This window comes from Mesorhizobium sp. P2_F8 (genome assembly GCF_056403655.1).
The window spans coordinates 1-20,686 of sequence record NZ_JBFUFB010000003.1 but is presented as its reverse complement, the minus strand read 5'-3'; the positions used below and the strand labels follow the sequence as shown (position 1 = coordinate 20,686).

Sequence of the window (20,686 nt, the reverse complement as noted above, 5' to 3'; positions counted from 1 at the left end):
GGGCCCTATCAGTTGCTGACGTCCTGGTCTTCGCCGGTTCCGTCCGGCTTGCCGTCCTTGCCCAGGCTGCGGATGACCACGCCGCTCGCATCGGCCTTCACTTCGTAGGAATAAGGCCTCCCCCACGGATCCTTCAGGCCGGTTGTTCCCTTGAGATAGGGCCCGTTCCAGCGCGCTTCGCCGGCAGGCGCGGCGACCAGGGCCGAGAGCCCCTCCTCCGCGGTCGGGTATTTCGCGTTGTCGACATAGTAGAGCTCGAGCGCGCTTTCGATGTTGCGAATTTGCGCCTTGGCGGCGTTGGTCCTGGCCGAGCCGAGATAGCGCAGGACCTGCGGCGCGGCCAGTGTCGCGATCAACGCGATGATGGCGAGCACGACCAGGAGCTCGACCAGGGTGAAGCCGCCTTCGCGGTGGTCGCTTTCACCGACAGATTTTCTGGCGCCGACAGATTTTCTGGCGCCGACAGATTTTCTGGCGCGGCCGGATTTTTCGGAAGGTTGAGTGAAGCGCTGAGTGATCATCAGAGCAGTCCCATGTTCAAACCTGCAAATTGCTCCAGCGCCCAGCTGCAGCCGAGGCCGATGGCGATAAACGGACCGAAGGCAACACGAGCCCGCGCCGCTGCGGGCCCTGTCGCAAGCACGTGCCCGCCGACGAACAGCAGGGCGCTGGCGCTGGCGATGAACAGCAGCACCGGCAAAAGCAGCGGGCTGATCCAGCATGCGGCGGCGGCCAGCATCTTGACGTCGCCGAGGCCGAGACCGATCCTGCCGGTCATCAGGAAATGACCGCGCCGGATCAGCCACGCAGCGGCAAAAGTCATGGCTGCGAACAAGAGCCGCAGCGGCAGGCCGTCCGCCTCGGTCGTTATCTGATAGCCAAGGCCGAGGGCGGCCAGAACCAGGTTGAGCCCGTCCGGGATGATCTGCCTGCGGAAATCGGCGATCGAAATCGCGGCCAGAACCGCAACCAGGGCGACCGTGGCAGCCAGCACGAGAGATGGGTGCGTGGCCATCGTCAATACGCCAATCTCTTCAGGTCCTGTTGCAGCTTGGTGCCGCCGCGCCGCTTCTGGATCGGCGTCTGCAGGCTGATCTTGCCGCGGAATTCGTCCGTCACTTCGCGGGCTTCGTTGATGTCGCGGACAACATGCGGCCGGATGAAGATGATCAGTTCGGTGCGTCCGATACTATCCGTCTTCTGCTTGAACGCGTTGCCGATAATCGGGATATCGCCAAGGATCGGCACTTGCGTGCGGTCGACATTGTTGCGCGACTGGATGAGGCCGCCCAGCGCCAGGCTCTCGCCATCATTGACCAGAACGCGGGTCTGGATCTTGCGCTGCTGGATGGTCGGTGAATCGATCCCGGAGCTCGTGGTCTTCGTCACATTGCTGACCTCCTGCTCGATGTCGAGCATGACCCTGCCGGCATTGTTGATGCGAGGCGTCACCGTCAGGATGACGCCGGTGTCCTTCATCTCGACCGAGACGACCGGCGCGCTGCCGAACGACTGGTCCACCACCTGTCTTGTGGCGATCGGTACCTGGTCGCCGACCTGCAAGATCGCTTTCTGGTTGTTCAGGGCCATGATGGTTGGCGCCGAGATGACATTGACGTCGGTGATGCTGGACAGTGCGTTCAGCGTCACCTGGATGTTGTCGGTTGCGTAACTCCAGTTGAAGCCCGGCAGTGCCGCCGCGGCGGCTCCCTTCGCCACGTCGGACAGCGAGATCTTCATGCCGCCATTCTCGAAGAACCAGCGCAGGCCGTATTTCAGCTCGTCGTTGAGCGTGACTTCGGCGATGACGGCTTCCAGCATGACTTGCGTCGGCAGCACGTCGACCTTGGCCAGGATCTGCTCGATGCGTTCGTAATCGCGCGCCGTGGTCTGGATCAGCAGCGCATTGTTTTCGATATCGGCGACAACCGTGGCGTGGGCGGGCGGCTGTCCGTCCTGCGGGGGCAGCGAAGGCGACGGCCCTGTCAGTGGCACCGGCGTGACGCCATCCGATTGCATGGCGATTGGGGTCTGGTCGGGCGACACGTTCGAGCCGCCAGAGTCTCCTTCGGTCTTGACGGTGGTGCCGAGAACGGAGCTCAGCACCGCGGCCAGTTCCTTGGCCGGGCGGTTCTGGATCTGGTAGACGAAAAGCTGGCTTTCATTGGTCTCGGCCAGCCTGTCGAGCTTGTTGATCCAGCTCGCCGCACGGGCGAGATAGGCCGGGCGCGAGGTGATCACCAGCACCGAATTCAGCCTGTCGTTGGGGATGAACTGGATGAGCTTGGCGCCTGGCCCATCCTTGGTGCCGAAAATCGAATCGAGTTCGGCGGCAACCGCTTCCGGTTTGGAGGTCTTCAGCGGATGCAGCGCGACCGACATGCCGCGCATCCAGTCGACGTCGAACACCGAAACCGCTTCGCGAATGGCATTGAGGTCGCTGTCGTTGCCAGCGACGGTGATCAGGTTGCGGGTGGAATCGACCCGCAGCACCGAGCCCTGGCGGGTGATCGGTTCGAGAATGGTCTTCATCTCGTCGGCCGCGATGAATTGCAGCTGCAGCACCTGCACCTTGACGCCGGGGCCGGACGGTGACGTCGACGGCACGCTGACCGGCGGCGTGCTGGACATGATTTCGGAAAGCGGCACAACCTGGTAGGTGCCGGCGCGGTTGGTGATGCCGGCGCCATTCACCGCAAGCGCCGATTGCAGGATGTCGACCAGCGCATCCTTCGACACCGGCTGCGATGTCTGCAGCGTCACCGTGCCTTGCACGCGCGGGTCGACGATGTAGTTGAGGTGAAGCGCATCGCCAAGCACTGCCTTCGCCGCCTCGGCAATCGGTGCGTTGACCAGATTGAGCTCGAACTGGCCAGAGCCATCGGTCGTCACCTTGGTGACGGGGGCTCCGGAGGAGACGAACTGACCCGAGCCCTGGTATTGCGCGCCGTTGAAGCGCTGCGCCTGGCCGGCGGCCGACGTGACGGCGCCGGTCCCGGTATATCCCGCCCGCAAGGGCGAGTTCTTGGCATGCAGGCTGTCGATGGTCTCGGTGAAGAAGTCCTTGCCCGGCGCGGAGGTGCAGCCGGCAATCGCCAGCAGCGTGCACAACACGACGCGACTACTCGGCTTGCTCGACATCCACCCGATTCCCCTAGATTCCCAGTCTAGGGCTTCTTGCAAGCGGATGTTTGGAATGATGGGCGTATTTGGGGTCTATCCACAGGGTAGGTGGTGCAGAGCAACGCGTGCAACGGGTGCCCAAAATGCCGTCGACTGTGACCCGAAACACCAAATACGATCCGGCAACCAGAACGCTCTCCGTCTGGTTTGTCCCAAGCGGCGACAGCTATGACTACGAAGATGTTGCCCCGGCAACCTACGCCGTCTTCAGCTTGACCCAAACCGGTCAGGTGGGGATCGTATCGAGGTCCGGACAGGTGACGATCCTCACCTCAAACCGGCCAACTCAGTACATGATCCTTTGCCTCAGCCATGCAAAGAATCCGTTTCCTCCAAGCGTTGTGCGAACCCGCGCGGCAGCCCAATGCGCCTTCATGGTTGCGCCGACATGACAATCGCAGACGATTTCGTGCAGTTGCCAGTCGCTCAATTTGAAGAACCGCCTGGCCTCGCCATACGTGTCATCCTTCAGGCCGCATGCGCGCAACACCGGATCGTCGAAGGCAACGGCAAGTGCTGATCCGTCCCCCCGCACGCTGGCACGTTCCTCCATGTGCAGATATTCGGTACCTGTAAACGCGGCAAGGCATCGCTCGGGATGTTGCTCCAGAAGTTCCGCCCAGCGTTCGATGCGCTGGTTGCGTGTCATTTCCGAATATGCGGCCGAAGTTTCAATCTTGGCGACCGCATGCAGTTGATCGAGTGTCTGATGTTTCATGGCAGTCTCCTGTCGAGAGGGAGAAGCGCCCACGCCTTCAAGGGAATTATCGCGCGGGGATGCTTCGACAAGAGCCGGAAACCGCTGGGAAGGAATCAATCTTTGGTACCGCCAGGCCGGGCCGGTCGAGACTATGAGAGTCTACTCGGTGTTCCACCTTCCGGGTTGGCCATGAAGCCAATTGCCGATTTCGCACCGACCGGCACCGGCGGCTGGCTGAGCCCGTGGAAATCGATCAATCGCGAGCGTCGAAAAGCACGGCCAGTCCCAATTCCCTTGCCAGGTCGACGATCTCCTCCGTCAACTCGTCATCTGTATCCTGCAGATAAGGCGCGTCTCTGCGAGTTGCCTTGATTGCCGCTTTGACCGAGACGATATCACCGTATCGCGAACTTGCCAGCTCTACCGCCAGAAAGTCCCTGGCAGTGCCGACAGGTCCTGTTGTCCGTCTGGCGATGCTCATGCGGCTCCTTCCCCATGATCACCTCCGGCTCATTTTGATCTCGTCCAAGATGCAGATCAATCGATAGTACGATTCCGTACCAATTGGCGGTTGACGCCAGTTGCGGCGTCGTTGGAGTGGCCGGGTGATGCCAGGCCAACCCTTCTTGTGATTGAGCGGACGAGTTTGTCCGCCCCGCCAATCAGATATCTTTCGCCAAGCGAAGTGCGTCGTAAATCGCAGCGTGGGTGTTTCGAGCTGAAACGGCGTCGCCGATGCGGAAGAGTTGGAACTGGCCCTGCGCATTGCGTACCACCGACTGCGGTTGTCCGGTGATGAGTTCATCGTGCGAAATCTCGCCGTGGTTGGTCGATTTCGGTTTCAGTTCGAAATAGATGTCGTCGAGCGGAATGGTGCCATGATTGACGACGACCTGATCCACGATGCGCTGTTTGGACACGCCGCCATAATCACTACCGACATGGGCAATGAGCTGGTTGCCGTTCTTTTCAACAGACTCCAGCCGATACGTGACCGTGAAGGTCACATCGAGTTTTTGAAGCGACCTCATGTACGGCACGAGGTTCATTGCCATGACCTCGGGTGAAAAGGACCGGTCCGGCGTCATGATTTCAACCTTCGCTCCGGCGCCCGCGAGAAATTCCGCGGCCTGGAGGGCCGCATGGTCACCCGCGTCGTCGTAGATGAGGACATTGGTTCCCGGCTTCACGTCTCCGGAGATGATGTCCCACGAAGACACCACCAACTCGTTGCCCTTCGAAAGGACGTCGGTGTGCGCCACCCCGCCCGTGGCAATGATGACGACGTCCGGGTTTTCAGCCTCGATGGTTTCGGCTTCCGCCCAGCTATTGAACTGGATGCTCACCCCGTGTTTTTCGCACTGGGCCATGCGCCAGTCGATGATGCTCATCATCTCCTTGCGGCGTGGGCTCAGTGCTGTCAGGCGGATTTGTCCTCCCGGTCCGCTCGCGGCTTCGAAGACCACGACCTGGTGTCCCCGCTCACCCGCCACGCGGGCGGCCTCGAGGCCGGCCGGACCTGCACCGACGACGACGATCTTCTTACGGGTCTCGGCCTTGGCGACAATGTGCGGCATGGTCAGCTCGCGACCAGTGGCGGGGTTGTGAATGCAGTATGCCGCCCCGCCCTGATAGATGCGGTCAAGGCAATAGTTGGCGCCGACGCAGGGCCTGATTTCGTCTTCGCGCTTTTCGATGATCTTCCGCACGATGTGTGGGTCGGTCATGTGAGCGCGCGTCATGCCGATCATGTCGACCTTGCCCGACGCGATCGCGTGGCGCGCAGTCGCCACATCCGGAATTTTCGCCGCATGGAAGGTTGGGAAGTTGGTCGCGGCACGGATCTCGCCCGCAAAATCAAGGTGTGGGGCGTTCGCCATTCCCTGAATCGGAATGACGTCCGTCAGGCCCGCGTCGGTGTCGATGTGGCCGCGGATCACGTTGAGGTAATCGATAAGTCCGCTTTCCTTGAGGCGTTTGGAGATTTCAAGGCCTTCCGACTTGCCAGTGCCGCCGGGGAGACATTCATCCGCGGTATATCGCACGCCCAGGATGAAGTCCTCGCCCACCCGTGACCGGATCGCCTTCAAGACATCCATGCAGAAGCGCATGCGATTATCGAGCGAACCGCCATAAGGACCGTCAAGTTCGTTCGTGAGGGGAGACGTGAACTGTTCGAGCAGGTGGCCGTAGGCCTCGAGCTCGACGCCATCCATGCCGCCTGCCTTCATCCGTTCGGCGGCGTCCGCGAAGTCCTTGATGATGCGCTCGATATCCCAGTCTTCAATTTTCTTGGGAAACGCTCGGTGTGAGGCTTCACGATGATGGGACGGAGCCACAACGGGCAGCCAATCGCCTTTGTCCCAGCGGGTGCGCCGTCCGAGATGGGTCAGCTGGATCATGATGGCGGCGCCCTCTTCGTGCACAGCATCGGTCATTTGCTTGATCCACGGTACGATCTCGTCCTTGTAGGCGAGCAGGTTGTTGAAAACCGGGGGGCTGTCCTTCGAGACCGCCGCCGACCCAGCCGTCATCGTCATCGCCACACCACCTTTCGCCCGCTCCACCGTGTAGGCAAGATAGCGCTCCTTCGGCATCCCATCCTCCGGATAGGCCGGCTCGTGGGACGTCACGATGATGCGGTTACGAAGGGTCAAATGCTTGAGTTTGTACGGCTGCAAAAGGGGATCGTTCGACATCTGACGGACTCCGGGCTGGGATGGCAGGCGCAAACGCTATTTGAAAATGTACAGTTATGTCAAGTTTGAGTTCTCTTAGGTCGATCAAATCGACACAGGTGTACATTTTTCTGGTTTTCACTTTTTCATTTTGTTAGGTTGGTCGCCCATGGAGCAGATTTCGAACGACAGCGGATGGCGCGGATCGCCAGAGGGGTGGCTTGAAGCCGCCTACGACTTGCTTCTCGAATCCGGCGTCGACACGGTGAGAATTTCGCCCTTGGCCAAGAAGTTGGGCCTGTCCCGCACGAGCTTCTATTGGTTCTTCAAGGATCGAGAAGAGTTGCTGGCTGCCCTCGTGGCCCGCTGGCGGGACAAGAATACCGGCAACCTCGTCAAGCAGGCTGGGGCCTATGCCGAGACGGTGGCCGAAGCGATGCTGAACGTTTTCGACTGCTGGCTCGACAAGACCTTGTTCGACTCCCAGTTCGAGTTCGCAGTCAGAAGCTGGGCGCTTCAATCTCCCGAGATCCTGGCGGAGGTACAGACAGCCGATCAGACGCGCCTCGACGCGATGAGCCAGATGTTCGTCCGCTTCGGTTATGAGGAGAGCTCAGCCGACGTTCGGGCGCGCACCATCTACCTCGTGCAGATCGGTTACATCTCAATGCAGACCAAGGAAGATCTCGCGGTCCGCATGAAGCGCATTCCCGGCTACGTTGAGATTTTTACGGGCGAGGCCCCACAGAAGCGGGAGCTGGATCGGTTCTTCGCCAGACATGGCCATTCGGCGGGTTGAGGAAGAGTTTCGACAATGGGCGAACCCTTGAGCATCGGAGTAATTGGTGGAGGTGGCTGGCTTGGACGGGCCATCGCAGAGGCCATCATCGATGCACAGATAGTCGCCGCCGAGCACCTCACGCTTTCCTACAGAAGTGGGCAACCCGGCTTTCTGCCAAACGCTGCATGGACCAGGGACAATCAGGAACTGGCGGATCGATCCGATGTCATCATCGTATCGGTCCGCCCCCAGGACTGGCCTGCCATCGACATCTCTGCTTGTGGCAAGCTCGCCATGTCGGTCATGGCCGGAGTGCCTCTCGACCAACTGGCTCGACGTCTCAAGACCGAACGCGTCGTGCGCACGCTTCCGAATGCTGCGGCTGAGGTGCGCAATTCCTATACTCCCTGGATAGGCTCTCGGGGTGTCACTGCGGATGACCGCGATGTCGCCCGTCGGATTCTGGAGGCCTGTGGTGCCGCCGATGAAGTCAAAAGTGAAGCAGATATCGACTATCTGACTGGCCTCACCGGATCCGGCCCGGCTTTTCCGGCCCTCCTGGCCGCAGCGATGATGGACGATGCCGTCGGTCGAGGAATAAGCCCGGACATTGCCCGAAGGAGCGTCAGCGCGGTGCTGATTGGAACGGGAAAACTCCTCGAGGCTCGCGCAGACAATCCCAAAGACATCGTCCAGACCTTCCTCGACTACCGCGGCACCACCGCAGCAGCAATCGAGGCCATGCGCGCAGCCGGGTTTGAAGCGGCCGTGGCAGGCGGCCTTGCTGCAGCGCTTCAGAAATCCGTGAGTATGGGACAAGCCTCCTGATTGCCACACGAGGCGGTTTGCCGTCCTCCGACCCGCAGGTGATGTACAATGTCAAAACTCTTTCCGCATCTGTTTTCACCCGCAAAGCTGGGCAGTCGCACCCTGCGAAACCGGATCGTGTTCGGGGCTCACACCGCCAACATGGCCGAAAATGGCGTGCCGACCGAACGACACGTTGCCTACTATGCCGAACGAGCGATTGGCGGGGCCGGCATGATTGTTGTCGAACCCATGCCCGTCCATCAGGCCGCCGTGCTGACACGCGGCAATTTCCGGCCTGGCGACGATAGCGTCATTCCTCATTTCCAGCAGGTCACGCGGGCGATCAAGGACCACGGGGCGATCGCCATCCAGCAGCTCTACCACGTCGGTGCGCATGGCGATTCGGACAACTCATTTCATGCGCATTGGTCGCCCTCGGGCCTTCCAAGCTATCACGACAGCGACGGCTCCCACGCTATGTCGCAGGATGAGATCTGGGAGACCATCGACGGCTTTGTTCAGGCCGCGCGCCGCTGCCGGGACGCCGGTTTCGATGGTGTCGAAGTCTGGGCTGCCTATGTCGGACTGATCGATCAATTCTGGACACCCTGGACAAACCAACGCGAAGACCAATGGGGAGGCTCGCTCGAAAACCGCACACGGATCTCCCGCGAGATCCTGACCCGCATCCGGGAAACATGCGGCCGAGATTTTATCGTTGGGCTCTCGGTCAGCGATGAGCCCGACTACACAGTCGCGCTCAGTCGGCAGGAACTGGCGGAGATCATTCGGTTGCATGATGAGCAGGGGCTGATCGACTACGTGACCTGCGGAACCGGCAGCTACCTCGATTTCTACAAGATAATGCCGACTTTTCTCTACCCGGAGAAACTTGGCGCCGATCTTGCGGCGACCCTCAAGGGCGTGGTCAAGACGGCCCTCGTGGTGGCCGAAAGCCATATCAGGACGCCTGAAAATGCCGAAACGGTGCTCGGCGAAAAGGCTGCGGACCTGGTCTCGATCGTGCGGGGCCAGATCGCCGACCCGCATCTGGCACGCAAGGCCGCGGCAGACCGGCCGGACGATGTGCGCGGGTGCATTTCCTGCAACCAGATGTGCTGGGGCCGCCGTTCACGCGACTACTGGATCAGCTGCCTTATCAATCCCTCGGCAGGCCGCGAGTTTGAATGGGGTGGTGACCGGTTCACCGCGGCCGCCATCAAAAAACGGGTGCTTGTCATCGGCGGCGGTCCCGCTGGCCTCGAGACGGCACGCGTTGCCGCCGAACGGGGTCACGACGTGGTGCTGGCCGAAGCCTCCAGCAGACTGGGCGGGAACTTTCTGCTCGCCGGGCTGCAGCCGCGCCGGGGGCAAATCCTCGACCTTCTTGGCTGGTATGAGCGCCAGCTCAGCAAGCTGAACGTCGACGTGCGGCTGAACACCTATGTTGAGGCGTCGGAAATCCCCTCATTCCAAGCTGATACCGTCATCCTGGCCACGGGGTCGGTGTCTCCCGAAACCGGATTTCAGAAGGCGCTGCCGGCAATGCCGAGCCTGCCAGGCATCGAAAAGGGCAATGTCTTCTCGATCGAATCCGTGATGGCCCGCCATGCGCGACCCGGCAAGCGCGTGCTTTTGCTCGACGAGGGCGGAGGCTGGCGCGGCGGTGGCACAGCCTGGAAACTTGCCGAGGATGGCCATCAAGTGACCATTCTCACGCCCGATCCGCTGGTCGGCAAGGAACTGCAAAGGACAGCTGCCGATTTCCCGCTGCGACGGACATTGCGCCAGCTTGGCGTCAAATGGTTCGTGGAGGTCAGCGTTCTGGAATGGCACGGGGACGGCGTGACCGTCGTCGACCACAACACCCGTGAAGAAAGTTTCGTACCGGGCGATTGCCTTGTTCTCGCAACCACCAACGTGGCGGCGGATTGGCTGGCGAAAGAGTTGAAAGGCACATCGCAACCTTTCACGGAGGTCGGCGATGCCGCCGCTCCACGCCAGGCGCCCTACGCATTCCACGAAGGGAGGAAGGTCGCCTTGCGGCTGTGATAGGGCGCACTAGACGGGCCGGATCGATCCAGACAAGCGAAAGACGACGATAGTTACTATGATTAACGATCTCTCCGAAGCCGGTCTGTCGCTATTTGATGATGCCAATCTTCTTGCGATCGATGGTGACGAATACGGCGCAAACGAGAACCGTCCCCTTGACGATATTCTGGAGGTACGGATCGACACCCGTCATGTTCATGCCGTTCGACAGAAGCGTGATGATCAGAACGCCCAGCGCAGTACCGACAACGCTGCCCACACCTCCGGTCAGAGGCGTTCCGCCGACAACGACGGCTGCAATGACATCCAGTTCAAGCCCTTCCCCGAGCTGCGCTGTGGCGGCCATGGCGCGCGCGCCCTGCAGCAATCCCGCGATGCCGCACAGGGCCCCGAGCAGCATATACATGTAGATTTTCACGCGGGCTGCCGGTCAAGATGGCGACGCGTTCCCCACCGCCGATGGCGCGGACCTCGCGTCCGAACACCGTCCTGTTGATGATGCCATAGGCAAGGACCATCAGCACCAGGCCAATGATCACCGAATTGGGAATGCCCAAAGTACGTTCGGCATAGGCGTTGAGGAATTGCTCGTCGTCTATCGACACTGGAGCGCCGCGGGTGAACAGAAGCACGATGCCGCGATAAACCACCATCGCCCCCATGGTGGCTATGAAGGAAGGAACCTTGCCCTTGGCGAGGAGCACGCCATTGATCAAACCGGCAACCGCACCAACAGCAATGGCCGGAATGATTGCCGCGGCGCCGAGACGATCAGCAGTCAAGGCCGTTGCCAATGCCGCGAGGGCGACGATTGAACCGACCGAAAGATCGATCGAGCCCGCCATGATGACGAAGGTCATGCCCAGCGCCGCGACCAGCAGCACAGTGCCCTGCTGAAGCACGATGAGAAAGTTGCCAAAGGTGAGAAAGCGCGGCGACGACAGAGAGAATATGAAGACGAGCAGAACGAGCATCGCGAGCGGAAAAGTGCGCTTGAGGAGTTCGAAGCTGTTCGCGCTGCGGATTTTTTCGCCGCTTGCGCTCGGCGTCATGGCGGTGCTCGCGGTCTCGTTTGTGTCCATGGTCAGGCCATATGTCCAATGATGTCGTGTTCGGTGGCATCGGCTGCAGTCTCGATGCGATGCGTGACATGTCCTTGCCGGAGAACCAGCAAGCGGTCCGACATACCGATCAGTTCAGGCATGTCTTCCGAAGAAAGGATCACGGCGAGGCCTTCCGCCGCCTTCTGCCGTATGATTCGATAGATCTCCGTGCGGGCGCCGATGTCGACGCCGCGCGTTGGGTTGTTGAGCAGGAGCAGGCGTGGCTGTACGGCCAAGCATTTGCCAATCACCACCTTTTGCAGATTGCCTCCCGAGAGAGAACGGCAGGACGCGTCGATGCTCTGCGTCTTGATTCCGATCCGAGTGATGAGATCGGCCGCAATGGCGATGGCAGCGGGGCGGTCGAAGAATGGCCCATGCCGGGGCGGGCGGACCATCACCAGATTGTCGAGGACACTGAACTCAGCGATCAGCCCTTCATTGTGACGGTCGCCGGGCAGATGGGCTACGCCCTGCCGCCAAGCATCAGTCGGGCTCGATGGCGCGAATGGAACATCCGCAAGCCTCATCGTGCCGTGGCCTAAAGGCAGGTCGCCGCAAATGGCTGCGAACAGCGCTTCGGCGCCAGCGCCTTTCAATCCGGCAAGGCCGAGGATTTCGCCGGCATGAACATCCAGGCTGACGCCGTTGAGTTCGCGCCCAACGGCCACGTCGCAGGCTTGGAAGACAACAGGGCCCCGCGCGGGCTTGCTTGGGTCTGCCGTCAGACGAGACGGATAGATACCTTTCGCGAGGTCGCGTCCCACCATGCGGCGATGAATTTCATTGGGCTCGATCTCGGCCGTACGATATGTTCCGACATATTGCCCATCCTTCAGGATCGTCAGTCCATCGGCGACGGCAAGCACCTCGTCGAGATGATGAGAAACGAAAGCTACGGTCATCCCCTGAACCTTGAGTTCGTTGATGACGCCAAGGACCGCCTGAACCTCGCGGTGATCCAGATAGGCGGTGGATTCGTCGAGGAGGAGAATTTTCGGATTTGTAGACAGAGCTCGGGCGATCTCGATGCATTTCAGCTCGCCGAGATTGAGGCGGCCCGTGTCTGCAGAGACTGGTATTTGCGCGCCGATCCGCTCGAGGATCGCTTGCGCCGCCGATTCCATACGTCTGCGATCGATGAGACCGAGGCGACCGGCAAACCTTCGCAGGCGATCGATAAAGATGTTTTCAGCAACCGACAACGACCGGTTGATCGTGATTTCCTGGTAAACAAGCGACACACCAAGGGCCGCCGCACCGCTGACACTCTGTGGGGCATATCGTGCTTCGTCCAGCGTCATCACGCCGCTGTCAGGCCGTTCGGCACCGGCGAGCATCCGCAGGGTCGTCGATTTGCCGGCTCCGTTTTCGCCGACGATGGCGTGAACCATACCAGGCAGAAGCACCACCGACACGCCATCCACGGCACGTGTCTGGCCGTAACTCTTGCGCAGATCGCTCGCGGTAAGCGTCATGGATCGAATACGTCCAATGCCAGGGAGAAGCCTGCCGGCAACCGTGCGGTTGCAGGCAGGCCGAACCTTGCGTTCAGTTGCTGTATTGCATCTCGAAAACGGCTGGCTTGGCGTCCTTGTTGTAGAAGCGGGAGTGCTGTCGGAAATCATAGGTGGGCACTCCGCCCGGAAAGTCCTTTTCAAACAGCGCAACGCGATCCTTGGTCAACGGCAGCAGCTTCAGCTTGACATTGTCAGCGCCCGCGGGAACCGGAACGCCCTTGATCTGGTCGAAGAGGGCGACAAGGGCGAAGCCGCCCTGAAGCCAATGACCGCCGATGTCGAAGAGCAGATCGCCGGACTTTACCGCTTCGACATTCTCAGGGTTGAGATCCATTCCGACGACCATGACGTCCTTCCCCGGCGTTTTCCCGTGGTTCTTGAGAGCGGCCATCACGCCGGTCGCAGTGCCGCCGTTCGCAGCCCAGACGCCGGTGATCTCCGGATTCCCCTGGAAGAGCGATTCAAATGCCGTCTGCGAAGTATCACGGACGAAATTGCCATCGACCTCACCAGCGACACGCACATCGGGAGCTTCCTTGAGAGCGTCTTCCAGACCCTTGCGACGATCAATGGCGACCGAGGTGCCGGCGGTGCCGTTGACCACGCCGATCACTTTTTTACCGTCCGGCCCGGGCTTGATCGCAGCGAACAGCGCCTTGGCCATTTGGTATCCGGCGTCTTCATCGCTCGGCCCGATAAAGGCGATGTAGTTTGGGAAACGCTCGGTTTGAGGCGAAAAATCCGGGTAGCTGTCAGTGAGGATGACCGGTATGTCGGCTTCCTTCGCCAAGGTAAGTCCACGAGCGGCAGTGGCCCAATAGGGCGTGAAGATTATGCCGTCGACCTTCTGGGCCACCAGATCCTCGAGCGACTTGACCATCTGGTCGGGCTTGTTGTCGGCGTTGAGCACGACGAGATTCACGCCGAGTTCATCCGCTCCCTTTTTCATAAAGGCGACATAGCTGTTCCAGAATTGCGCATCCAGGGTCGGCACGACAACGCCGACCGTGGGGCCGTCGGCAGCGACAGCCGCCGTTGACAAGAAGGCCGCAGCAGCGAAGCCGATGACGGCCGATTTCAGCCTAGACAAGAAAAACATGGTTCCTCCAACCCGGTTCGCAATGGAGCCCACTGGCCCTTTGCATTGCTGATTCATTTAGACTTTTTGACCAGAACTGCTCGTTCTCCAACCACCAGATGACGACGATTGACGACACTTGATTACCATATGCGGTCAAAATCAGTCAAAATAATTCTAAGTCAGCCAAAAACGATAGCAATTCGCCCACCAAGGTGACAAATCATTGGGCTCGCCTGAGGGATTCGTGATATTCGCGATGCAGAGCGCTGTGATTCAGGCGAGCGCGTTGCGACACCATGCGGAGATGCGAACGTGGCAAGGAATGTTCGAAAATCAGCGGCGGAGGACATGGCGCCTGTCGTGTCCGGCGGGTCATGGGAAGACGACGGCGGGCGCGGACGGGTCGATCTGATTCCGGCCAAGCGTCACGCCTTCATTCTCGAATGCCTGAAACGAGAAGGAGCCGTCGGCGTCCAGGAACTCATCGATCTCATCGGCGCGTCGCCTTCGACGATCCGTCGCGATCTCGAGACGCTTGAAAGGCAAGGAGCGTTGGAGCGAACGCATGGCGGGGCGATGCTTCAACGCACGGAACTGGCCACCTTCGAGCCGGATCTCGCCACTGCAGCGCATTTCGCCAGGGCCGAGAAAGAGGCCATAGGCGCTGCCATGATGTCGGAACTTCGAGCCGGCCAGAGCGTCATTTTCGACGCAAGCACGACCGTTCTGGAAGTCGCCCGCGCCATCGCTGCGGCGCCTATCCCGCTTACGGCCGTGACCAACAGCCTTGCGATCGCGCAGATCCTTGCACCTGTGCCGGAAGTACGCCTGGTCATGCCTGGAGGCACCTGCAAGCCTGGTTCGCTGACCCTTATCGGCCAGCCTGGCGAGAATTTCCTGCGAACCATTCACGCCGACATAGCCATTCTGGGGACGCATGCCATCACCGGCGACATGCTCACGGAGACCTCCCTGGAGGTTGCGGCAATGAAGCAGGCGATGATCGCCGCGGCGCGCCGCGTCGTCGTGCTTGCCGACCATTCGAAGTTCACCGCGCCCAATTTTTGCACCATCTGCCGTCTGGCCGACATCCACCAGATCATTACCGACGAGGGCATCGATCAGGCTCACCTCACCAATCTTCGAACGCTCGATGTGGACGTCAGGGTCGTGCGCGTCAGCCGTTCGGGTTCTTCAGTTGAGCGCTCTTGAGGCTATGGATATCCGGGTCGTCGCCGACGACCTGACCGGGGCCCTGGACAGCGCGGTTTCCTTCGCATCGCCTGGGAATGGCATTGGGGTCAGCTGGCAGCTGGACCGTACGTTTGCGGGGCGTATGGCTATCGATGCCGCCACCCGGGAGGGGCCAGTGGCGACGGCCGTCGAGCGACACCGGACGCTTGCGCCATGGCTTGCCGCCGGACACCTGAGTTTCAAGAAGATCGACAGCCTCTTGCGCGGCCACGTCATCGCCGAAATCGAGGCCTGCATCCTCAACGGGGCGTACCAGCGCGTTGTTCTGGCACCTGCGTTCCCATTTCAGGGACGTGTTACGCGCCTTGGGCGCCAATGGCGACTCGATCAACCCGAAATGGTAGGTCCCGACCTTGTCGCCGGTCTAGGCCAGCGCTTTCCGGCTGGGCGTTCAACACCAGGGTCACGCCCAGTTGATTTCATCACACTCTATGACGCCGAAACGGATGCGGACCTGGACAAGATCGTCGCGACGGCGCCGAAGGGCGCGACGTTGTGGGTCGGTACTGGCGGCTTGGCGGCGGCACTTGCACGGCACATGAATGCGCCGCACAAGCCTGTTCCTGCGTTTTCCGCTCCATTCCTGGCCCTTGTCGGCACAAATCATGAGGTCACGGCGGGACAGGTAGCCCTCTTTGCCGCCAGGCATGCAGATGCGCATATCGTCGTGGAACACGACGTCGACAAAGCGAAAATGCGTTTGGCGAAACGGATGATGCGCGGGGAGCCGTCGGCTGTCAGCGTCGTTGCATCGGGCGATCGCCACGTCGTGGCAGATCATATCGGCAAGGTGTTTGCCTCGCTTCTCGCGGGCTTGCCAAAGCCCGGCACCTTGCTCGTCACTGGCGGCGAAACATTGCGATCGGTGTGCGACAGCCTGGGTGCCGTCGAACTCACGGTCGAATGCGAGATTGAGCCAGGGCTTCCGGTTTCCAGAGTCAAAGGCGGCGTTTTCGAGGGGCTAGCCACAATTTCGAAATCTGGCGCATTCGGCGACAGTGCCCTGCTCTGCAGGCTCGCGGCTCTCGCGCGTCGCTGATCAAGACAATCGCCGGCCAAAAGCACCGGCGGGTCCATCCCCGCCGGTCAAATGGCGTCAAACGATGTCTCAGCAGCCGAATACACCGGGATCACACCCACGGAGAGGCAGGCAAACAGCCGGATTTTCACCATTCAGGTGATTACGAATGACTGAAAAAGAAAACTATTGCGCATTCATGGTTAGAAGGATTAGAAGATGATCACAATTGACCGATTAGGGGCGTTTATGTCTGGTCCAAGACTCGGCATCACAATGGGTGATCCTGCGGGCATCGGCCCTGAGATCATCGCAAAGGCATGCGCACGGCTGAAACCGCGCCTTGCCGAAGGATCGTTGTCGCTTCTCGTTATCGGCAGCGTCACCGCGATGCGTGCAATGGAGTCGATTTCCGGGCGCATCGAGGAGGAAGATCCGTCGGCTTCCGCCGGTGGGATTTTTCCGCCTGTAGCCCTTCTCGAAGCCGGCCCCGAACGGACACCCATTGAAACGGGCGTCATGTCGGCCGAAGGCGGGCGCCTCGCCTATCTGGCGATCGAAAAAGCCGTTCGCCTGGCACAGGCCGGTTCAATTGCAGGCATCGTCACGGCTCCCCTCAACAAGGAAGCGCTCAATCTGGCCGGCTATCACTATGCCGGTCACACCGACATGCTGGCAGACCTGACAGGCGCCCGCGATTCCGTGATGATGCTGGCCCATGGCGATTTTCGCGTCAGCCATGTCTCGACCCATGTAGCGCTCGCACAGGTTCCGTCGAAACTGACCGAACCTCGGTTGCGGCGGGTAATCCAGTTGACGGTCGAGGCGTTGCACGGCCTTGGCATTGCCCATCCCCGCATTGCGATTGCCGCGCTCAATCCGCACGCCGGCGAAGGCGGCATTTTCGGTCGTGAGGATATCGACATCACGACCCCCGTCGTCGCTTCCTACACGCCCGCCGATTTTACGGTGTTTGGGCCTGTTCCGGGCGATACGGTTTTCGTCAAGTTGCGCGCCCGCCAGTATGACGCGGTGGTCGCTATGTATCACGATCAGGGCCATGTCCCGGTGAAACTGCTCGGCTTCAACGTCGATCCCGCGACCGGTCAGTGGAAGGCGCTCTCCGGTGTCAATGTCACGCTCGGCCTTCCGATCATCCGCACCTCCGTCGATCACGGCACGGCCTTCGACATCGCCGGCAAGGGCATCGCCAACGAGGACAGTCTTATCGAAGCGATCGAGTTCGCGGTCCAAATGGCCGCGGCAAAATCCAACCCTTAGGCGTCGGCACGCCTGCAACGCACGCAGAAGCGGATTGAACCATGGCAGTAGAAGACAAGAAATCCCATCACATGTTGATCGACGGGAAGTTTGTCTCCGGCGAAGCCGGCACGCGCCCGGTGATCAATCCGGCCAACGGCAAGGCCTTTGTCGACGTGCCCGAGGCAAGCCCAGGTCAGGCTCGCCAGGCGATAGAAGCCGCCCGCAAGGCGCAGAAGGCTTGGGGGCTCAAATCACCTCTCGCCCGTGCGGCGATCATGAAGCGGATCGCGGTCTTGATCCGGCAGAACGCCCGACATCTGGCCGAGGTGGTGGTCAGGGAACAAGGCAAACCGATTAATGAAGCAATAGGTGAAGTCGGCGGCGCGGCCGAGTTCTTCGACTACTACGCCGAGTTTGCCCGTCGCATTCAAGGTGAGATCCTGCCATCCGACTATGCGGGAGAGCAGGTCTGGATCCAGCGCGTGCCTGGCGTCGTCGCCGCCATTATTCCGTGGAATTACCCGAGCGCCCTGGTCAGCCGAAAGGTGGCGCCCGCCATGATCGCCGGCGACACCATCGTCCTCAAGCCGCACGAAGACACGCCGCTATCGGCACTCGAAATGGGTCGCATCTTCGTCGAAGCGGGCGTGCCGGCCGGCGTGGTCAACATCATAACGGGACGTGGTGAAACCATAGGCGAAGTGCTCTGCACGGAACCCGGAATCGACCTCATCACCATGACGGGAAGCGTGCCGACCGGCAAGCGCATCATGGCCAACGCTTCACGCAATCTGACACCGGTTTCGCTGGAGCTCGGCGGCAAGGCGCCATTCATCGTCCTGGCCGATGCCGATCTCGACCTGGCGGTGCGTTCGGCAGCCACCTCACGCTACATGAATTGCGGACAAGTCTGCATCTGCAACGAACGCACGCTCGTCCATCGTTCGATTTACGATCAGTTCGTCACGCGCTTCGTGGAATTCTCCAAGTCGCTCGTCGTCGGTGATCCGATGCAGGCAAACACCGATATCGGCCCCAAGGTCAGCCGTGAGGAGTTGGAAAAGGTCGAGGCGGTTCTTGCCGAAGCCGTCGCAGGTGGCGCCAGGCTCGCTCTCGCCGGTGGCCGCCCGACCAAGGCGCCGATCGATGGCGGCTACTGGCTCAATCCGACCGTATTGACCGATGTGACGCCCGACATGCCGATCATGACGCGCGAAATCTTCGGCCCGGTCGTGCCGATCATGCCCTTCGACACCTTCGAGGAAGCGGTCAGCATCACCAATGCCAGTCGCTATGGCCTGTCGGCCTATCTTTTCACCAATGATCTGAGCCGCGTCATGAACGCCGTCAACGAGGTTTCGTTCGGTGAGATCTACGTCAACCGGATTGGACCGGAAATGCTGCAGGGTTTCCATGTCGGCTTCCGCGAAAGCGGACTGGGCGGTGACGACGGCGTGCATGGGCTCGAGAGCTACATGCGCAAGAAGACGGTCTACGTGAATTACTCGGGTGCCGCCACGGCGGCATTGATGCCTTACGGGCGCTGAACACCGCCCAACCAGTACGACCAGCCAGGTCGCCACCCGGCCGATACGGCCGTTTCATATGATCGGGAGGAATGAAATGCACTATCGTGGGTTTATGGCGGCCGCTTTGGCCGTGGCGCTGTCAGGAATGGCCGCATCCTCGGCGATCGCCGATGACACCATTCCACCTGAGGCAAAGGCCTTGCTCGAGCCGCTGCCCCTGTCGCCGAGGGGCCAACCCGTCCCGGGCTTCCCGGACGGCCCGCCGGCAGTGTCGCCAGATGTGCTAAAATTTTCGGCCGACGACCTTGCCAAGCTCAAGGCCGGAAAGTTCACCGCAGGACTGGTGATGCATACCATGGATGCCGGCTGGCCCCAGTTGCAGGTCGCCGGAATCACCAACACACTCAAGGACTTTGGCATCGAGATTGTCGGAACCACCGACGCCAAGTTCCAGCCCGGCCAGCAAATCAGCGATCTCGAGCAGATGATTGCCCGTAAGCCGGATGTGATCTTCTCGATCCCGATCGATCCGAAGTCTGAATCCGAAGCTTACAAGAAGGCGGCAGCCGCCGGCATCAAGCTGGTTTTCATGGACAATGTCCCGGTCGATATGGCGCCGGGCAAGGACTATGTGTCCGTTGTCGCCTCCGACAATGAGAAGAACGCCTATTTCGCAGCGCAGGAACTTGTAAGTGCGATTGGCGGCAAGGGCGAGGTCGGCGTCATCACGCTGGTTTATGACTATTACTACTCCGTTGCGGCCCGCAAGGTCGGCGCACTGAAGGCCTTCGGCGAACATCCCGACATCAAGGTCGCGGATGTCGGCACCTTCACCGCGCCGGAGAAGGCCTACGAGGTCGCCACCGCCATGTTGACGGCGCATCCCGACATGAAGGGCATTTTCGTTGCCTGGGACACGCCCGCCCAGCAAGTCGTGGCCGCGGCCAAGACACTTGGGCGCGATATCGTCGTCACCACGAATGACATCGCCGCGGACAGCGCGCTGAACGTTGCACGTGGCGAATTTCTGGCCGTAGGCGCGCAGCGTCCCTACGACCAGGGCGTCGCCGAGGCCAAGGCGGCCGCGCTTGCGTTGCTTGGACATGAGGTCCCGCCATACATTTCGGTGCCGACATTGCGCGTCAAGAAGCTCGACCTCCTCAGTGCCCTCAAGCAGGTCACAAAGGAAGATGCGCCGGCTTCGGTGGTGAAAATCTGCAACGGCGAGTGCTTCTAGCTCCTTCTTTCGCCGGCGGGCCGCAGCAGTCCGCCGGCGCTCCCCGAGCGATCGAGAAATCGTCATGCCCGAAGCGACAACTTCAACGTCCAAGAACGCTATCGTAACGATGCAACGCATCGGCAAGTCGTTTGGCGCAAACCGCGTGCTTTCGGACATTTCGTTCGATGTCATGGCTGGTGAAACGCATGCACTGCTCGGCGAAAACGGCGCGGGCAAGTCGACGTGTTGATTTCCACCGAGAACTGACCCGGCATTTCCACCGAGAAGTGACCCGCCTCTCATGTATGTTTCGGTTCGGTGTTGACGGTCAAGGTTCTGGCTTTCTCCTTCGCTTTTTTAGGCTCGTGTGCGGAGCTGTTTTTGAACCGGAAGCTGTCGTTCCCGGTTTCCAGGATGTGGCAATGGTGGGTCAGTCGGTCGAGAAGCGCGGTCGTCATCTTGGCATCGCCGAAGACACTGGCCCACTCACTG

Annotated in this window: 19 protein-coding genes and 1 pseudogene; 10 read left to right on the top strand and 10 right to left on the bottom strand. The window is 60.6% G+C overall.

All coding sequences use genetic code 11. The annotated features are described in order from the left end of the window. Positions 1–8 precede the first annotated feature (8 nt). From gspG to gspD, 3 genes are read right to left on the bottom strand one after another with little or no spacing between them, the layout of a single operon-like run. On the bottom strand, positions 9–521 hold the full coding sequence (gene gspG / locus AC1DZP_RS07330; RefSeq protein ID WP_477301215.1) for a type II secretion system major pseudopilin GspG: 513 nt from the start codon (positions 519–521) through the stop codon (positions 9–11). After that, complete coding sequence (locus tag AC1DZP_RS07325) at positions 521–1,015, bottom strand: prepilin peptidase (protein WP_477301213.1); 495 nt, start codon at positions 1,013–1,015, stop codon at positions 521–523. Before AC1DZP_RS07325 ends, gspG begins: the two co-directional genes overlap by 1 nt. A 2-nt stretch (positions 1,016–1,017) precedes the next feature. Next, a complete protein-coding gene (gspD, locus tag AC1DZP_RS07320) occupies positions 1,018–3,141 on the bottom strand; it encodes a type II secretion system secretin GspD (RefSeq protein WP_477301211.1) in 2,124 nt (707 codons plus the stop codon). 125 nt (positions 3,142–3,266) lie between these two features. Here gspD and AC1DZP_RS07315 point away from each other — a divergent pair, with 125 nt between their 5' ends. Then, on the top strand, positions 3,267–3,575 hold the full coding sequence (locus AC1DZP_RS07315) for a KTSC domain-containing protein (protein WP_245331348.1): 309 nt from the start codon (positions 3,267–3,269) through the stop codon (positions 3,573–3,575). Here the strand turns inward: AC1DZP_RS07315 and AC1DZP_RS07310 are convergent. The 3 genes from AC1DZP_RS07310 to AC1DZP_RS07300 form a co-directional block, all read right to left on the bottom strand. Further along, complete coding sequence (locus AC1DZP_RS07310; RefSeq protein WP_477282756.1) at positions 3,470–3,901, bottom strand: hypothetical protein; 432 nt, start codon at positions 3,899–3,901, stop codon at positions 3,470–3,472. The two genes, AC1DZP_RS07315 and AC1DZP_RS07310, sit on opposite strands and share 106 nt — an antisense overlap. Before the next feature lie 235 nt (positions 3,902–4,136). Then, a complete protein-coding gene (locus tag AC1DZP_RS07305) occupies positions 4,137–4,364 on the bottom strand; it encodes a hypothetical protein (RefSeq protein ID WP_477301209.1) in 228 nt (75 codons plus the stop codon). A 181-nt stretch (positions 4,365–4,545) separates the two neighbouring features. Continuing rightward, a complete protein-coding gene (locus AC1DZP_RS07300; RefSeq protein ID WP_477226589.1) occupies positions 4,546–6,582 on the bottom strand; it encodes an oxidoreductase in 2,037 nt (678 codons plus the stop codon). A gap of 148 nt (positions 6,583–6,730) precedes the next feature. Between AC1DZP_RS07300 and AC1DZP_RS07295 the strand changes: the two genes are divergently transcribed. The 3 genes from AC1DZP_RS07295 to AC1DZP_RS07285 are packed head-to-tail and all read left to right on the top strand — an operon-like array spanning position 6,731 to position 10,204. Further along, a complete protein-coding gene (locus AC1DZP_RS07295; protein WP_477301207.1) occupies positions 6,731–7,360 on the top strand; it encodes a TetR/AcrR family transcriptional regulator in 630 nt (209 codons plus the stop codon). A gap of 15 nt (positions 7,361–7,375) precedes the next feature. Continuing rightward, entirely contained in the window at positions 7,376–8,170 is a 795-nt protein-coding gene (locus tag AC1DZP_RS07290) for a pyrroline-5-carboxylate reductase family protein (protein ID WP_477301205.1), read from the top strand. Positions 8,171–8,218: 48 nt separating this feature from the next. Then, positions 8,219–10,204, top strand: coding sequence for an oxidoreductase (locus AC1DZP_RS07285; RefSeq protein WP_477301203.1), 1,986 nt, complete (start codon positions 8,219–8,221; stop codon positions 10,202–10,204). 91 nt (positions 10,205–10,295) lie between these two features. Here the strand turns inward: AC1DZP_RS07285 and AC1DZP_RS07280 are convergent. From AC1DZP_RS07280 to AC1DZP_RS07270, 3 genes and pseudogenes are all read right to left on the bottom strand, one after another. Then, positions 10,296–11,067 (bottom strand): annotated as a pseudogene (locus tag AC1DZP_RS07280) (ABC transporter permease). A 224-nt stretch (positions 11,068–11,291) separates the two neighbouring features. After that, the gene (locus tag AC1DZP_RS07275; protein ID WP_477226586.1) at positions 11,292–12,788 is read right to left on the bottom strand and encodes a sugar ABC transporter ATP-binding protein; all 1,497 of its coding nucleotides are present in this window, start codon (positions 12,786–12,788) and stop codon (positions 11,292–11,294) included. 73 nt (positions 12,789–12,861) lie between these two features. Continuing rightward, on the bottom strand, positions 12,862–13,929 hold the full coding sequence (locus AC1DZP_RS07270; protein ID WP_477301201.1) for an ABC transporter substrate-binding protein: 1,068 nt from the start codon (positions 13,927–13,929) through the stop codon (positions 12,862–12,864). A 330-nt stretch (positions 13,930–14,259) separates the two neighbouring features. On the opposite strand from AC1DZP_RS07270, the gene AC1DZP_RS07265 reads away from it, so the two are divergent. From AC1DZP_RS07265 to AC1DZP_RS07240, 6 genes are all read left to right on the top strand, one after another. Next, positions 14,260–15,123: a DeoR/GlpR family DNA-binding transcription regulator gene (locus tag AC1DZP_RS07265; RefSeq protein ID WP_477301199.1), complete on the top strand. Its 864-nt coding sequence runs from the start codon at positions 14,260–14,262 to the stop codon at positions 15,121–15,123. Beyond that, a complete protein-coding gene (locus AC1DZP_RS07260; RefSeq protein WP_477301197.1) occupies positions 15,110–16,204 on the top strand; it encodes a four-carbon acid sugar kinase family protein in 1,095 nt (364 codons plus the stop codon). Before AC1DZP_RS07265 ends, AC1DZP_RS07260 begins: the two co-directional genes overlap by 14 nt. 228 nt (positions 16,205–16,432) lie before the next feature. Next, positions 16,433–17,464, top strand: a complete 1,032-nt coding sequence (gene pdxA / locus AC1DZP_RS07255) for a 4-hydroxythreonine-4-phosphate dehydrogenase PdxA (RefSeq protein ID WP_477301195.1) — start codon at positions 16,433–16,435, stop codon at positions 17,462–17,464. A 41-nt stretch (positions 17,465–17,505) separates the two neighbouring features. Beyond that, the gene (gene aldA / locus AC1DZP_RS07250; RefSeq protein ID WP_477301193.1) at positions 17,506–18,993 is read left to right on the top strand and encodes an aldehyde dehydrogenase; all 1,488 of its coding nucleotides are present in this window, start codon (positions 17,506–17,508) and stop codon (positions 18,991–18,993) included. Positions 18,994–19,069: 76 nt separating this feature from the next. Next, positions 19,070–20,212 carry a substrate-binding domain-containing protein gene (locus AC1DZP_RS07245; protein ID WP_457153648.1) on the top strand — a complete coding sequence of 381 codons (1,143 nt, stop codon included), beginning with the start codon at positions 19,070–19,072 and terminating at the stop codon, positions 20,210–20,212. 64 nt (positions 20,213–20,276) lie between these two features. Beyond that, the gene (locus AC1DZP_RS07240) at positions 20,277–20,444 is read left to right on the top strand and encodes an ATP-binding cassette domain-containing protein (protein WP_477301191.1); all 168 of its coding nucleotides are present in this window, start codon (positions 20,277–20,279) and stop codon (positions 20,442–20,444) included. A 49-nt stretch (positions 20,445–20,493) separates the two neighbouring features. On the opposite strand, the gene AC1DZP_RS07235 is transcribed toward AC1DZP_RS07240, so the two are convergent. Beyond that, positions 20,494–20,686: ATP-binding protein (locus tag AC1DZP_RS07235; protein WP_477301189.1), on the bottom strand; the 193-nt coding region annotated here is incomplete at its 5' end.

Coding starts and splice junctions, on each gene's coding strand:
- gspG (WP_477301215.1), bottom strand. CDS start 521: ATGATCACTCAGCGCTTCACTCAACCTTCCGAAAAATCCGGCCGCGCC.
- AC1DZP_RS07325 (WP_477301213.1), bottom strand. CDS start 1,015: ATGGCCACGCACCCATCTCTCGTGCTGGCTGCCACGGTCGCCCTGGTT.
- gspD (WP_477301211.1), bottom strand. CDS start 3,141: ATGTCGAGCAAGCCGAGTAGTCGCGTCGTGTTGTGCACGCTGCTGGCG.
- AC1DZP_RS07315 (WP_245331348.1), top strand. CDS start 3,267: ATGCCGTCGACTGTGACCCGAAACACCAAATACGATCCGGCAACCAGA.
- AC1DZP_RS07310 (WP_477282756.1), bottom strand. CDS start 3,901: ATGAAACATCAGACACTCGATCAACTGCATGCGGTCGCCAAGATTGAA.
- AC1DZP_RS07305 (WP_477301209.1), bottom strand. CDS start 4,364: ATGAGCATCGCCAGACGGACAACAGGACCTGTCGGCACTGCCAGGGAC.
- AC1DZP_RS07300 (WP_477226589.1), bottom strand. CDS start 6,582: ATGTCGAACGATCCCCTTTTGCAGCCGTACAAACTCAAGCATTTGACC.
- AC1DZP_RS07295 (WP_477301207.1), top strand. CDS start 6,731: ATGGAGCAGATTTCGAACGACAGCGGATGGCGCGGATCGCCAGAGGGG.
- AC1DZP_RS07290 (WP_477301205.1), top strand. CDS start 7,376: ATGGGCGAACCCTTGAGCATCGGAGTAATTGGTGGAGGTGGCTGGCTT.
- AC1DZP_RS07285 (WP_477301203.1), top strand. CDS start 8,219: ATGTCAAAACTCTTTCCGCATCTGTTTTCACCCGCAAAGCTGGGCAGT.
- AC1DZP_RS07275 (WP_477226586.1), bottom strand. CDS start 12,788: ATGACGCTTACCGCGAGCGATCTGCGCAAGAGTTACGGCCAGACACGT.
- AC1DZP_RS07270 (WP_477301201.1), bottom strand. CDS start 13,929: ATGTTTTTCTTGTCTAGGCTGAAATCGGCCGTCATCGGCTTCGCTGCT.
- AC1DZP_RS07265 (WP_477301199.1), top strand. CDS start 14,260: ATGGCGCCTGTCGTGTCCGGCGGGTCATGGGAAGACGACGGCGGGCGC.
- pdxA (WP_477301195.1), top strand. CDS start 16,433: ATGTCTGGTCCAAGACTCGGCATCACAATGGGTGATCCTGCGGGCATC.
- aldA (WP_477301193.1), top strand. CDS start 17,506: ATGGCAGTAGAAGACAAGAAATCCCATCACATGTTGATCGACGGGAAG.
- AC1DZP_RS07245 (WP_457153648.1), top strand. CDS start 19,070: ATGCACTATCGTGGGTTTATGGCGGCCGCTTTGGCCGTGGCGCTGTCA.
- AC1DZP_RS07240 (WP_477301191.1), top strand. CDS start 20,277: ATGCCCGAAGCGACAACTTCAACGTCCAAGAACGCTATCGTAACGATG.